Here is a 13,889-nt window from a genome sequence, read left to right as displayed (position 1 = left end):
GTCGAATGATCTCGGTCACCCGCCGAGATAGGCCTGCTTCAGGCGCGCATCCTCGAGCAGCGCCGTGGCGGCCCCCTCCAGCACGACACGTCCGTTCTCGATGACGTAGCCGCGGTCCGACGCGGCGAGCGCCTGCTTCACGTTCTGCTCGACGAGCAGGATGGTCATGCCGCTCGCCTTGATCTCGTCGAGCAGGCGGAACACCACCTCGACCATGATCGGCGCGAGGCCGAGCGTCGGCTCGTCGAACATCAGCGCCCGGGGTTTTGCCATCAGCGCGCGCCCGATGGCGCACATCTGCTGCTCGCCGCCGCTGAGCGAGCCGGCGAGCTGGCCGGAACGCTCGGCGAGCTTCGGCATCAACGTGAAGACGCGCTCCAGCGTGGCCGCCTTGTCGGCGCGCGCGCCGGGCGCGTAGGCCCCGAGCTCGAGGTTCTCGCGCACCGTCATGAAGCGGAACAGCCGCCGGCCTTCTGGAACCTGGACCAGCCCCGCAGCAGCGATGAGATGCGGCTCGGTCCCGTCGATCTCGCGTCCGGCGAAGCGGACATCGCCGCTGCGCTCGATCGTGCCCGAAAGCGCGTTGATCAGCGTCGTCTTGCCGGCGCCGTTGGCGCCGACCACCGCGACGGTCTCGCCCTCCGCTACGCGTAGATTGACGCCGAAGAGCGCCTGCACATCGCCGTAGAAGGCATCGAGATTGCGGACCTCAAGCATTGAAGCCCTCGCCCAGATAAGCCTTCACGACGCGCGGATCGGCCATGACCTCGGCCGGCTTCCCCTCGGCGAGCTTTTCGCCGTGATGCATGACGACGATGCGGTCGCTGACCGCCATGATCACCCGCATCAGATGCTCGATGATGAGCACGGAAATTCCCGAATCCCGGATGGCACGGATGAGGACGATGGCGCGATCGACCTCGGACGGATTGAGCCCGGCCATGACCTCGTCGAGCAGCAGCACCTTCGGCCGTGTCGCCAGGGCCCGCGCCACCTCGAGGCGCTTGCGCCGCGGCAGCGGCAGGCTGGAGGCGAGATCGTCGCCGATCGGCGCGAGCCCGGTGATCTCCAGGGCCTCCTCGGTGAAGCGACGCGCCTCGGCGAGGCTCTCGGCACGGTTGAGGGCGCCGACCATGACGTTGTCGCGCACGGTGAGGCCGGCGAAGGGCTTGACGATCTGGTAGGTGCGGCCGATCCCCGCGCGGCAGAGCTTGTGCGCCTTCTGGCCGGTCACGTCGCGGCCGTCGATCCGCACGCGCCCGGCGCTCGGCGCCATCGCCCCGGCGACGCAGTTGAAGAAGGTGGTCTTGCCGGCGCCGTTCGGGCCGATCAGGCCAAGGATCTCGCCCTCGGCCAGCGACAGGCTGATATCGCGGACGGCCGTCAGCCCGCCGAAGCGCTTGGAGAGGTTGTCGACCTCAAGCATCGCCCTTCCTCCCCCGCTCGGTGCGCCGCCGCAGCGTCAGGCGGCGCAGGGTTCCGCGCGGATCGCGCACGACGCTCATCAGGCCGTTCGGCATGAACATCACCATCAGGATCAGGATCGCGCCGTAGACGAGCAGGTAGAGCCCCTGGAAGCTGCCTGCGAATTCGGCGCGCAGGTACTCGCTGAGCGGAACGATCAGCAGGGCGCCGATCGCCGGACCGAGCACCGTTCCCATGCCGCCGATGATCGCCATCAGGGCCATCTCGACGGACATGCCGATGCTCAGCACCGTCGAGGGCTCGATCAGCAGGATGTAGAAGGCGTAAGCCGTGCCGCCGAGTGCGCTGACGAAGGCCGACAACGCGATCGAGACCAGCTTGACGCGGATCGTGTCGACGCCCAGCGCCTCGGCCGCCTCCTCGTCCTCCTTCAGCGCGGCGAGCGCGTAGCCGAGGCGCGAACGCTCGACGATAAGGGTCACGACCGCGATGGCGAGCAGGAGCGCCGCGACCAGGACGACCGAGCCGGCCCGGCCGGAGAACATCATGTTGCCGAGCCCGGGCGCGAAGGGAATCGACAGGCCTTCTGCGCCGCCGGTCAGATCGCGCATGTTCACCACCGCGATGCGCAGCACCTCGGCGAAGGCGATCGTCGCCAGCGCGAAGAACGCCCCGCGCAGCCGCAGCGTCAGCGCGCCGATCAGCAGTGCGAAACCTGCGGCGAGAGCCCCACCGACGAGCATGCCGATCCAGGGCGAGATGCCGAGCTTCAGATAGAGCAGCACCGAAGTGTAGGCGCCGATCCCGAAGAAGGCGGCATGGCCGAGCGAGAACTGACCGGCATAGCCGCCGGCGAGGTTCCAGGCGCTGGCGAGCGCCGCCCAGAACAGGATCTTCCAGATGAAGTGCAGCGTGTAGGAATCGCTGATGAAGAGCGGCGCGAAGAGCGGCAGCACCAACAGCAGCAGGCTCAGCGCGGCGAAACGATCGACAGTCCGGCCCATCGTCAGCTCCCCAGCGTTTCGGCGCCACGCTGGCCGAACAGCCCGGCGGGCCGCAGGCAGAGCACTGCGATGAAGACGAGGAAATAGGCGATCTGGCTCATGGCCGAGCCGAGGAAGAAGCCGCTCAGCGTCTCGACCAGCCCGATCAGGAGCCCGCCGATCAGCGCGCCCTCGACACTGCCGAGGCCACCGAGGATGACGACGACGAAGCAGATCAGCACGAGGTTGACGCCGACCGTCGGAAAGGCCGGAAAGACCGGAGCCAGGAGGGCGCCGGCAAGACCGGCGCAGGCGGTGCCGAGGCCGAAGGTCAGCATGTCGATGCGCTTGACGTCGATGCTCATCAGCGAGGCGGCACGGCGGTCCTGCGCGATGGCCCGCATCGCCTTCCCCGTCAGGCTGAGTCGGAGGAAAATGGTGAGCCCGGCGATCACGACCATCGCCACGATGAAGGCGATCAGCAGGGAGGCCGGCAGGGCGACGCCGGCAAAGCGCAGCACCTTGCCGGAGATGATCGAGGGCGTGGAACGGAAGTCGGCGCCGTACATCATGAGTGCGAGGTTCTGCAGCACGAGGCCGAGACCCACGGTCGCGAAGATCTGCGCCACCTGCGGCGCGCCCTGGATCGGCCGGATCAGCGCGAAGGAAAGGAACAGGCCGAAGCCGAACAGCAGCAGCACGACGACCGGAGCGAGCAGATAGGGGTCGAGCCCGGTCGCGACGGTCAGCGCGTAGGTCACATACATGCCGACCATGACGAGGTCGCCATGCGCGAAGTTCTTGATCCGCGAGACGCCGAAAATCAGCGTCAGGCCTACCGAGACGAGCGCGTAGATGCCGCCGAGCAGCAGGCCGGAGATCACCAGCTGGAGAAGGATCGCCGTCATGCCTGCCCCCCGGCGCGAGCAAGGCGGGCCAGCGGCGAGCTCAGCACCAGATCGGCCGTCACCTTGCCTTCGCCGTTGCGGCTTTCGGCAGCGATGACGGCGCCTGAATCGTCACGACGGACCCAGAGCGTCGCGGCAGCATCCCAGAAGACCGGGCGCAGATAGCGCATCTCGGCGTGGAAGGCTTCCGGCGGCGTGCCCGCCGCGTCGGAGAGCGCGGAAAGCAGCCAGACGGCCGACATGATGCCCTGCGCCAGCGGCGCCTGGAAGCCGTAACGCGCCGCAAAGTCAGCGTCGAAATGGATCTCGTTGCCGATATCCTGCGAGAAGACGCGGACATCCTCGGGTGTCACCTGCTTTTCGGCGAGGAGCTCCCAGCCCTGGCGCGACAATTCCTGCCGGCGCGGCAGAGTCGGCGCATCGGCGCGCCCAAACGGGGCGCTCGCGCCGATCGCGTCCGCCAGCAGGCCAGTCAGCTCGGATTCGAGCACGACCCGGCCATTGGCGTCGGTGAAACGATAGATCTCGTCGACGAGGACGCCGCGACGCATCGTCTGGCGATGGCGGACATGGCCGCTGATCCGCAGCGCCTCGCCAAGCGCGACGGGCGCGACCTGCCGGTAGCTCTGCGACAGGAAGACATAGCCGTCGATGTCGAGGCCCGCATGCGTCATGCAGTCGAAGCAGTCGAGGCCGAAAAGCCCAGCCTCGCTCGCGCCCTGATAGCGCGCGGGCGCAACGCCCGCCGCCCGCAGCCGCGGCTCCTGATAGGCGGCATCGTGAGAGATGCCGCGCTCCGCAAACGTCGCGCCGGGCGCGAGCCAGCGTGCGCCATCGCTCCCCGGCTTTGCCGTGGCCTCAGTCAGCAAGGCGGTCCCTCCGAACCCAATCTCGTTGGGAGCAGGCTTAAAGAGGTCGCCCCGAGGCTGTCAACTCTTGAGTCATATTTTCGACCCTAGAGTCGAAAAGCAAAAAATGAGGCAACCCGCCTCCCGCTTCGAGGCTGACGAAAACTCAGGAGCGGGGTTCGAAAACTCAGGCGCAGGCTTGCGTGGCGACCGGTGCGCGAAGGCCGGAGCAGACGAGGTCGGCAACGCCTTCAGCGATCTGGGCGACGCTGAGCGGGCCGGTCGGACGATACCATTTGGTCACCCAGTTGGCCGCTCCGAGCGCCGAGAACAGGGCCAGCTTCGCATCGCAGGGAGCGATCGTGCCGTCGGCAAGCCCCTCCTCGATCAGTCCCTGGATGCGACCGTCGAAAATGTCCCGCCTGGCTATGACGACATCGAGCTGCTCAGGGCCGAGCGACTTCTCCTCGAGGATCACGACGCTCGCGCTTTCTTCGCCAATGATCGCCACGATGTAGTTGGCGATCGTGCGACGCACCTTCTCCAACCCGCTCAGGGCGGGATCGTCACAGATCGCCGCAATCGCCTGATCCGCGGCGACGAGATGGCACTGGAACAGGAGGTCCTGCTTGTTGGCGATGTAATGATAGAGTGTCGGCTTGGAGACGCCGAGCTCACGCGCGATGTCGACGAGCGAGGTGCCGTGATAGCCGTTTCGCCGGAACGCGGCGGCCGCCACGCGGTAAAGAGCGTCCAGGCGCAACTCCCTTTGGGCGCCGAGGTCCGGAACTGCCTTTTTCCAGCGTGGAACGGCGGTTGATGTCTGCTTGGCCATGCCCCAGTTACGGCACTCGCCTCGGTTTTGCCAACGCCACATTTTCGATCCCGCGCCGCGACGCAGGACACCCGCCCGCAGAGCGCGGCAGCGCCGTTCCAGGCACTGGCGGAGCAACGCGAGCATGAGGCGCAGATCGAACAGGATCGGCGCGAGACATTCGTCGCCGGCATCCGCTTCGGGCTCTACGGCTAAATCGGAAAGACCACTTCGAACCGGCGGACAGCGGTGGCGACCACATCGCCGCGGTACGTGAAGACGCACAGAAGCCCCGCCGCGGCGAGCGGCAAACTGACCAGACAGCGTCGGCGATTCGCCCGTCAGCGCCGCCTGCCTATGCGCAAACGCACGCCCAAGTAAGCCGGCCGGACCGCCTGCAGACCGCTATCCGCTTCGTTCCCTTGGCCTGGCTTTCAAGGGCGAGGGGCAGAGCGCATGCAGGCGCCGCGATGTGGTTCTGCCGACAAGGGATTCGCTCTGACTGTCGAGGCCCGCTCACGGCCTCGCGCATGACTCCCCAGGCATGCCTCCAAAGCGTTGGAATGCAAGCCGGACGCCTGGCACGAGGCCGCCAGCCGGGGTCAGCGTCTCCTACCTGAGCTGACGTATCCGATGCACCGGGCTTCGCCATGCTTCGGGTTCAGGACTTCGAAGGCACTGCCGGGGCAATCGTTGGCGGGCGCAGGACCGTCGGGGAGCGTCGTGATCGCGAAGTTCGTTGGACGTATCCTGCGATAAGTCGTTGTCTTGCCGCTATCGTGGTATCGCGTGGTAACCTGCCAATCGGCCCGGCTTTCAAATGGAACAAGCAACGCGAAAGCGCTCGTGCTTCCGGCAAGAATAGCTTTTGCGATCCGTATCAGAACAGGACGCGAGTGCATCGGAACGATGCCCATGTCTGCTTTCGAAGCGTTCTGTATCATCTGAGGACATCCGAGGTTGCGCTGGGTAACGATTTAGCAACCATTACGCCACGGCACCTCGCCAGGCCCTCGCTGACGATTCGCTACAGGTCCACGCCCCCCCCCCACCAGCCCGTTGCCGGCTCTTTGAAGACCCTCGGCCTTCCGACCGGCTCCACTCATGCAGCGAAGGACCCGCAAGGCGCTTGCGCTTCTTCAACGCGGTCAAAACGAAGTTCGCGGGGTTCGTCGACATCCGGTGAGAGCTGAGCTCGGCGGCGCCGGCTTGCACGGCAAGCACGCAGAATCGGCGATCGGCCGATGCTTGGCCAACGCGAATCCGTCATGTTCGAGAGCGAGCCGGGAAGCTATCGCGCGAGGAACTGCGAGCGCGGCAAACGAGTCGCCCGTCAGAGCCCATCAGTAGCGCCCGCATGCCCGCGCGAACCTAGGGCCTGAAACGCCCCCAGGACATCGACGTCAACTTTGGTCTGAAAATCAAGACCTTAGCAGGTCCAATGGTGCCGCAAGAGGGATTCGAACCCCCGACCCCCTCATTACGAATGAGGTGCTCTACCAGCTGAGCTATTGCGGCGACGGGTGGGGCTGTACCAGCCCGCCCCCCTTTTGACAAGGCGGGCAGGCGCTACAAGGCACAGGGAATTCACCCTTGGCCGTGAAATTCCCGGAGCCGCAAGGCGCCGTGCCCTCAGCCCTTCTTGAGCTTCTCCGTCTCGGCCTTCTCCTGGCCGAGCGCGACGATGCCGCGGCGGATGGCTCGGGTGCGGGTGAAGTGCTTGTGCAGGGTATCGCCGTCGCCATAGCGGATGGCGCGGGTGAGCAGCGCGAGGTCCTCGTTGAAGCGGCCCAACATCTCCAGCACCGCCTCCTTGTTGGCGAGGAAGACGTCGCGCCACATCGTCGGGTCGGAAGCCGCGATGCGGGTGAAATCGCGAAAACCGCCGGCCGAGAACTTGATCACCTCCGACTGCGTCACCGCCGCCAGATCCTCGGCGGTGCCGACGATGTTGTAGGCGATCAGATGCGGCAGATGGCTGGTGATGGCGAGGACGAGGTCGTGATGCTGCGAGCCCATCACCTCGACGATCGCGGCCATGCCCTCCCAGAACTGGCGGGTGCGGGCGATGGCGCCCTCATCGGTGCCGGGCGGCGGCGTCAGGATGCACCAGCGGTTGAGGAAGAGGCTGGGAAAGCCGGCGTCCGGGCCGGAATTCTCGGTGCCGGCAACCGGATGGGCCGGGACGAAATGCACGCCTTCGGGCAGATGCGGAGTGACCGCCTCGACGACGGCATGCTTGACCGAGCCGACATCCGACAGGATCGCGCCGGGTTTCAGCACGCCGGCGATCTCGGCCGCGACCGCGCCGCAGGCGCCGACCGGCACGCAGAGCACGACATGATCGGCGTCGCGGGCGGCCTCGACGGCGTTCTCCGCGATCTCGTGGCCGAGATCGAGTTCGCGAGCGCGGCGCCGGACATCGGCGTCGCGGTCGCTCAGCACGATATGGCCAGCGAGGTTCAATTCCTTGGCCGCATGCGCGATCGAGGAGCCGATCAGGCCGATGCCGATGATGGCGAGCCGCCCGAAGAGCGGCTCGTCGCGGCGCGGCGCGAAGGTTTCGGTCGCGCTCACGCGGCCTTGCCCAGGAACTCGGTCAAGGCGGCGACGACGAGCCGGTTCGCCTCCTCGTTGCCGATGGTCATGCGCAGCGCATCGGGCAGGCCATAGGAGGCGACCGAACGCAGGATCAGGCCGCGCTGAGTCAGGAACGCGTCGGCCTCCTTCGCGGTCTTGCCGGCCACCTTCGGGAAATGGATCAGGATGAAGTTGGCGACCGAAGGCGTCACGGTCAGACCGAGCTTCTCCAGCTCGGCCGTGGTCCAGGCCAGCCATTTGTCGTTATGCTCGACTGCGCTGGCCAGGTGCGCCTCGTCGGCGATGGCGGCGGTGCCGGCCTCGATCGCCGCGCCGTTGACGTTGAACGGGCCGCGGGTGCGGTTGAGCGCATCGACGACATGGGCGGGTCCGTAGAGCCAACCGAGACGCAGATTGGCGAGGCCGTAGATCTTCGAGAAGGTGCGCGTCATCACGACATTCTCGCTCTCGGCGACCAGTTCGAGGCCCGAGGCGTAGTCGTTGCGACGGACATATTCGGCATAGGCCGCGTCGAGCACCAGCAGCACATGGCGCGGCAGGCCGGCATGCAGGCGCTTGACCTCGTCGAAGGGCAGATAGGTGCCGGTCGGGTTGTTGGGATTGGCGAGGAAGACGATCTTGGTCTTCGGCGTCACCGCCTTCAGGATCGCGTCGACGTCGGTCGTCAGGTTCTTCTCGGGCACGATGACGGGCGTGGCGCCGGCCGCGAGGATGGCGATCTTGTAGACGAGGAAGCCGTGCTCGGTGAAGACGCCCTCGTCGCCATCACCGAGATAGACCTTGGTGATCAGCTGCAGCAGCTCGTCCGAGCCGGTGCCGCAGACGATGCGGCCGGCATCGAGCCCGTAGCGGGTGGCGATCGCCTCGCGCAGCTTGGTCGCCGACCCGTCGGGATAGAGCTCGAGCTTGCCGGCGAGCGCGCCATAAGCCGCGACAGCCTTCGGGCTCGGGCCGAGCGGGGTCTCGTTCGAGGAGAGCTTGTGCAGCTTGACGCCTGGAGGGGCCGAGGACTTGCCGGGGACATAGGCCTCGATGTCGAGGACGCCGGGACGCGGAACGGGACGGGAAGGCGTGGTCATGGCGCGGACTTTCGGGTTGGGGCTGCCGTGCGGAGCAGGTCCAGGTCATCCCGGGCGACCGGAGGGAGACCCGGGATCCATGCCGGAACCGTTCAGGCATGGATCCCGGATCGGCGCCGCTTTCGCGGCTTGTCCGGGATGGCTTGGAAAGGTTCAGCGACGACTGATCATCTCACGGGCGGGTGGACTTGAAGGCGAAGCGGGCGGCGTGACTGCCGATCTCGGTGAACTCGCTGAGGCCCGCCGGCTCGAGCGCGCCGCGGATCGCCTCTGGCGAGGTCTCGCCGGAGGCGGCGACCAGCAGACTGAGATGCGAGCCGTCAGCAGCGCTCGCCGAAACCTCGGCGAGATGCTGGGCAAGGCCGGTGCGCAGGGTCTCCGACCAGCGCTCGACGCGGGCGGCATAGAGCACGATTTCGCGCATCGCAGCGTCCGCCAGGGGCTTGGCGATGCAGTAGACCGGGGTACCCGCCGGATGATCCGGCCGCTCGATGAAGGGCAGGCGCGCGATGATCTTCGGCTTGTCCTCGCCGATCAGGTCGCGCCACCAAACACCGGCACTGGCGCCGAGATCCATCCGGAAGATGCCTAGATCGCCGGCCGATTCCGCCACCGCCCGGATCACGGCGCGGGCGTCCTCATGCGGGACGTAGGGCACAGTGAAGCCGAAATGGAAGCGGGCACTGTCGCGCATCGGGGCATCGCCGCCGGAAATGTCTGCGTGGACCGAATAGTTCGCCTGCACATAGGTGAAGGTCGCGATGATGATGCGCCAGATGCTCTCGACCGTGTCCAGCGGCAGCAGGCCCTGATGGCGCAGCGCCAGGCGCTTCATCATGTCGGCCTCGCGGCCGGGACGGAAGGCGGAGCCGGAGACCTGCGTCTTCTTGATCGCGATCAGCGTCTCGATGATCGAGGAACGCTCCATCAACAGGCCGTGCATGGCCGCGTCGATGCGGTCGATCTCGCTGCGCAGATCGGCAAGGGTCGTCGGGGCGGCTTCGGTCATGGCGCCAACTTCTCTGAACTCGCGCGTCTCTTAGCGGCCGTGACGGAACTTGGCAAAGCCGTCCGCGCGCATCCGCGCGTTGACAGGGCCCGAGCGGCGCGCCATCGGTTAAGTCCGCTATTTCGAACAGGTCGGGCGACAAGAAAAATCTGAATGCCAAACCGGACGATCCAGGAAGATCAGGCCCTGGCCGATGCGCTGACCGAAGCCAACCGGCCATCGAGCCTGCTGGCGCAATTCGGCCCCGAACGCGCGCTCCAGCTCGATTCCGGCGCCTTGCTGGAGCATTGGCAGATCGGCTACCAGACCTATGGGCAGCTGAATGCCGACCGCTCGAACGCCGTGCTGATCTGCCATGCGCTGACCGGCGACCAGCATGTCGCCAGCCGCAACCCGATCACCGGCAAGGGTGGCTGGTGGACAGCGATGGTCGGTCCCGGCAAGCCGGTCGACACCGACCGCTTCTTCGTGATCTGCGCCAATGTGCTCGGCGGCTGCATGGGCACGACCGGCCCCGCATCGACCAATCCGGAGACCGGCAAGCCCTGGGGCCTGTCCTTCCCGATGGTGACGATCCGCGACATGGTGCGGGCGCAGGCCCATCTCCTCGACTCGCTCGGCATCGACAGCCTGTTCAGCGTCGTCGGCGGCTCGATGGGCGGCATGCAGGTGCTACAATGGGCGGCGAGCTATCCGCAGCGCGTGTTCTCGGCGCTGCCGCTGGCGACGGCCGCCAAGCACTCGGCCCAGAACATCGCCTTCCACGAGGTCGGCCGCCAGGCGGTGATGGCCGATCCGGATTGGCGCGGCGGGCGCTATCTCGAGGAGAATACCCGCCCGGCCAAGGGCCTGTCGGTCGCCCGGATGGGCGCGCACATCACCTATCTCTCCGAGCCTGCCCTGCATCGCAAATTTGGCCGCAGGCTGCAGGAGCGCAGCGCGCCGACCTTCACCTTCGATGCCGATTTTCAGGTGGAGAGTTACCTCCGCCATCAGGGCGTGAGCTTCGTCGAGCGCTTCGACGCCAATTCCTATCTCTACGTGACGCGGGCGATGGACTATTTCGACCTCGCCGCCGACCATGACGGCGTGCTGGCCAAGGCCTTCGCCGGTAGCAAGACCCGCTTCTGCGTGGCGTCCTTCACCTCCGACTGGCTGTTCCCGACCAGCGATTCGCGCGCCATCGTGCATGCGCTGAACGCGGCCGGCGCCTCGGTCTCCTTCGTCGAGCTGGAAAGCGATAAGGGCCACGACGCCTTCCTGCTGGAAGAGCCGAACCTGTTCGCGACGACGCGCGGCTTCATCGGCGCGGCGGCGCGGGCGCGGGGGATCTGATGGCGAGGCTTGCGCCGCCACCTTCCCTTCTCCCCTTGCGGGAGAAGGTGGCCGCGAAGCGGCCGGATGAGGGGTCGCGCCACCCTCGGTCACCTCTTTTGAGACTCGCCAGCGACAATCGTCGCGAGACCCCTCACCCCAGCCCTCTCCCGCAAGGGGAGAGGGGGCAGGTTGCGCCATGAGCCTCCCGGACAACCACACCAACCGCATCGACCTGCGCCTCGTCGCCGAGATGGTCACGCCGGGCTCACGCGTGCTCGATGTCGGCTGCGGCGACGGCGAATTGCTGGCGCTGCTCGCCGAAACGCGCGGCGTCGACGCCCGCGGCATCGAGCTCTCGCGCGAGGGCGTCGCCGGCTGTGTCGCGCGCGGGCTCTCGGTGATCCAGGGCGACGCCGACACCGATCTCGCCGATTACCCCGACGATTCCTTCGACTATGTCATCCTCTCGCAGACAATCCAGGCGACGCGCAATCCGCGATTGGTGCTGGAGCAGATGCTGCGCATCGGAAGGCGCGCCATCGTCTCCTTCCCGAATTTCGGGCATTGGCGCATGCGCAGCCAGGTCTTCTTCCTCGGGCGGATGCCGGTGACCGAGGCCCTGCCCTATTCCTGGTGGGACACGCCGAACATCCATTTCTGCACGATCCGCGACTTCGTCGTGCTCTGCGACACGATCGGCGCGGTGAAGGAACGCGCGGTGGCGCTCGACGTCGCCGGCGGCAAGGTCGGCGTCAGCGCGCCCTGGTGGTTCTGGAACCTGTTTGGCGCGCAGGCGGTGTTCCTGCTGAAGCGAGGGTAGGCGCCAGAACCTCGACCTGACCTTCTCCCGAACGGGAGAAGGTGGCGCGGAGCGCCGGATGAGGGCCTGCCCTCACCACGAAAGGCGGCATCGGCTCCGTTGCACCCGAACAATCAGCCGCAGTCCCTCACCCCTGCCCCTCTCCCATCCGGGAGAGGGGTTCCCCGCGCTTCACCGGAAGCTATGCACTCCACCCGAGAATGACGGCGCCCGCTCAGAACGCCTCTTCCCAATTGCGGCTGAGCCGCATCGCCGAATTGATCAGTCCGACCATCGAATAGGTCTGCGGGAAGTTGCCCCAGAGCTCGCCGGTTTCGAGATCGGCATCCTCGGAGAGCAGGCCGAAGCTGTTGCGCCGCTGCAGGATGCGGCCAAACAGCTCCTTGGCTTCGTCCTTCCGACCGATCGCGTGCAGCGCATCGACATACCAGAAGGCGCAGATCAGGAAGCCGGTGTGCATGAAGCCGAAATCATCGGCCGTGCCATAGCGCAGGATCAGATCGCCGCGACGAAGATCGCGGCCGATCGCCTCGACCGTCGCGATGTAGCGCGGATCGTCCGGCTTGACGAAGCCGAGCTCGGCGAAAAGCAGCAGAGTGGCGTCGAGATCGGTCCCGTCGAAGGTCGAGACGAAATGGCCCTTCTCCTGGTTCCAGATCCGATCGGCGATGATGCCTTTCAGGCGCTTGGCCTCGCCGCGCCAGTACTCCTTGCGGTCGGCTCGCCCGAGCGTGCCGGCGATCCGGGCGAGCCTGTCGCAGGCGGCCCAGCACATCACGCTGGAGAAGGAGTGGACGACCTGCTTCTCACGCAGCTCCCAGGGGCCGGCATCGGGCTTGTCGAAAAGCTCGATCGCGCGCTCGCCCATGCGCTCGAGCTGGCCGAACAACGCTTCCCGACCCGGCTGGATGAAGCGGCGGTCGAAGAAGGAATGGGTGGCGGCGAGCACGACCGCGCCATAGCCGTCATTCTGGATCTGCGTCGCCGCACCATTGCCGACGCGCACCGGCTGGTGCCCGCGATAGCCGGCGAGCTGCGGCACCTCGAATTCGCGAAGTTCGCCGCCGCGGGTAATCGGATAGAGCGGCGGCAGATGCTCGGCGCCGTTCTCCGAGAAGGTGTCGACGATGTTGGTGATGAAGCCGAGATAGTCCTCCATCGTCCGCGTCGTGCCGAGACGATTCAGGGCGTGCACGACGAAATAGGCGTCGCGCAGCCAGCAGAAGCGATAGTCCCAATTGCGCTGCGTGCCCGGCGCCTCGGGGATCGAGGTGGTCAGCGCCGCGACGATCGCGCCGCTCTCCTCGAAGGAGCAGAGCTTCAGCGTGATCGCGGCGCGAATGACCTCGCGCTGCCACTCGAAGGGGATCGAGAGCGAACGGACCCAGTCGCGCCAGTAATCGGTGGTCTTGTCGAGGAACTCGCGCGAGGTCGTCTCGATCTCGGCACGCAGCGCCTCGTCGGAGCCGACGAAGAAGGAGAACGGCTTCTCGACCGCGAAAGGAATGCTCTCCAGCACATAGGAAATCGGCGCGTCGGTGGTCAGGCGGATGGTCTGGTCGGCACCGACGAAGCGGACATGGTTGGAGCCGCGGGTGATCTCGTCGGGCACTTCGCCAAGACCGAGGCAGGGCTTCATCACGACGCGAATACGCGGGCGGCCGGAGATGCGCCTGACGCGGCGCACCAGCTGCGGCGGCCGGAAGAAACGCTCATAGCGCACGAAGCGCGGCGCGAAATCGAGGATTTCCAGCGCATTCCCCTGGTCGTCGGAGAGCACGGAGGAGAGGATCGCGGTGTTGTCGAGATAGCTCTGCTCGCAGCGGGTCATGCCGACCATCTCGATGGCGAAGACGCCCTTCTCAGGCATCGCATCGCCATCCTCGATCTTGTTGTCGATCAGCGAGCAGAAGACCGGGTCGCGGTCGAAACGCGGGAAGCAGCCCCAGACGATTCGGGCCTGCCGGTCGATCAGAGCGGCGATGGAGCAGTTGCCGATGACGCCGAGATCGAGCGAGGCCACGCCCGGCGGGGCGACGGTGGTGACAGTCATGCCTATCCCTGATGCAGCTGGTCTTGTTGGAA

12 protein-coding genes and 1 tRNA gene are annotated in these 13,889 nt (G+C 66.5%); 2 read left to right on the top strand and 11 right to left on the bottom strand.

What is annotated here, in order from left to right; all coding sequences use genetic code 11:
- Window positions 1–15: 15 nt before the first annotated feature.
- The 10 genes from AC1REK_RS01495 to AC1REK_RS01450 all read right to left on the bottom strand — a co-directional run bounded on the left by AC1REK_RS01495 (window position 16) and on the right by AC1REK_RS01450 (window position 9,667).
- Entirely contained in the window at window positions 16–717 is a 702-nt protein-coding gene (locus AC1REK_RS01495; protein ID WP_316018129.1) for an ABC transporter ATP-binding protein, read from the bottom strand.
- Window positions 710–1,426, bottom strand: a complete 717-nt coding sequence (locus tag AC1REK_RS01490; RefSeq protein WP_492267440.1) for an ABC transporter ATP-binding protein — start codon at window positions 1,424–1,426, stop codon at window positions 710–712. The genes AC1REK_RS01495 and AC1REK_RS01490 overlap by 8 nt, the downstream gene beginning before the upstream one ends.
- The gene (locus AC1REK_RS01485; RefSeq protein ID WP_492267441.1) at window positions 1,419–2,429 is read right to left on the bottom strand and encodes a branched-chain amino acid ABC transporter permease; all 1,011 of its coding nucleotides are present in this window, start codon (window positions 2,427–2,429) and stop codon (window positions 1,419–1,421) included. Before AC1REK_RS01485 ends, AC1REK_RS01490 begins: the two co-directional genes overlap by 8 nt.
- A 2-nt stretch (window positions 2,430–2,431) precedes the next feature.
- Window positions 2,432–3,316 (bottom strand): branched-chain amino acid ABC transporter permease, encoded by an 885-nt coding sequence (locus AC1REK_RS01480; protein WP_492267442.1) that lies wholly within the window; start codon window positions 3,314–3,316, stop codon window positions 2,432–2,434.
- Window positions 3,313–4,185: a hypothetical protein gene (locus tag AC1REK_RS01475; protein ID WP_492267443.1), complete on the bottom strand. Its 873-nt coding sequence runs from the start codon at window positions 4,183–4,185 to the stop codon at window positions 3,313–3,315. The genes AC1REK_RS01480 and AC1REK_RS01475 overlap by 4 nt, the downstream gene beginning before the upstream one ends.
- A 166-nt stretch (window positions 4,186–4,351) precedes the next feature.
- A complete protein-coding gene (locus AC1REK_RS01470) occupies window positions 4,352–5,125 on the bottom strand; it encodes a TetR/AcrR family transcriptional regulator (RefSeq protein WP_492267444.1) in 774 nt (257 codons plus the stop codon).
- A 1,295-nt stretch (window positions 5,126–6,420) separates the two neighbouring features.
- Window positions 6,421–6,496, bottom strand: a tRNA-Thr gene (locus tag AC1REK_RS01465).
- Window positions 6,497–6,610: 114 nt separating this feature from the next.
- The gene (locus tag AC1REK_RS01460; RefSeq protein WP_492267445.1) at window positions 6,611–7,555 is read right to left on the bottom strand and encodes a prephenate/arogenate dehydrogenase family protein; all 945 of its coding nucleotides are present in this window, start codon (window positions 7,553–7,555) and stop codon (window positions 6,611–6,613) included.
- Window positions 7,552–8,658, bottom strand: a complete 1,107-nt coding sequence (hisC, locus tag AC1REK_RS01455) for a histidinol-phosphate transaminase (protein WP_492267446.1) — start codon at window positions 8,656–8,658, stop codon at window positions 7,552–7,554. Before hisC ends, AC1REK_RS01460 begins: the two co-directional genes overlap by 4 nt.
- 172 nt (window positions 8,659–8,830) lie before the next feature.
- Window positions 8,831–9,667 (bottom strand): chorismate mutase, encoded by an 837-nt coding sequence (locus AC1REK_RS01450; protein ID WP_492267447.1) that lies wholly within the window; start codon window positions 9,665–9,667, stop codon window positions 8,831–8,833.
- 153 nt (window positions 9,668–9,820) lie between these two features.
- Here AC1REK_RS01450 and metX point away from each other — a divergent pair, with 153 nt between their 5' ends.
- The gene (gene metX, locus AC1REK_RS01445) at window positions 9,821–11,002 is read left to right on the top strand and encodes a homoserine O-acetyltransferase MetX (protein WP_492267448.1); all 1,182 of its coding nucleotides are present in this window, start codon (window positions 9,821–9,823) and stop codon (window positions 11,000–11,002) included.
- A gap of 178 nt (window positions 11,003–11,180) precedes the next feature.
- The gene (gene metW / locus AC1REK_RS01440) at window positions 11,181–11,804 is read left to right on the top strand and encodes a methionine biosynthesis protein MetW (RefSeq protein ID WP_492267449.1); all 624 of its coding nucleotides are present in this window, start codon (window positions 11,181–11,183) and stop codon (window positions 11,802–11,804) included.
- A gap of 214 nt (window positions 11,805–12,018) precedes the next feature.
- Here the strand turns inward: metW and AC1REK_RS01435 are convergent, their stop codons facing one another.
- Window positions 12,019–13,857, bottom strand: a complete 1,839-nt coding sequence (locus AC1REK_RS01435) for a glycoside hydrolase family 15 protein (RefSeq protein ID WP_316016712.1) — start codon at window positions 13,855–13,857, stop codon at window positions 12,019–12,021.
- Window positions 13,858–13,889: the final 32 nt, after the last annotated feature.

Source organism: Allobosea sp. GW823-FHT02B03 (genome assembly GCF_058797755.1).
Note: the sequence above shows the minus strand (reverse complement) of the source record. Positions and strands in the feature narration are given on the sequence as shown.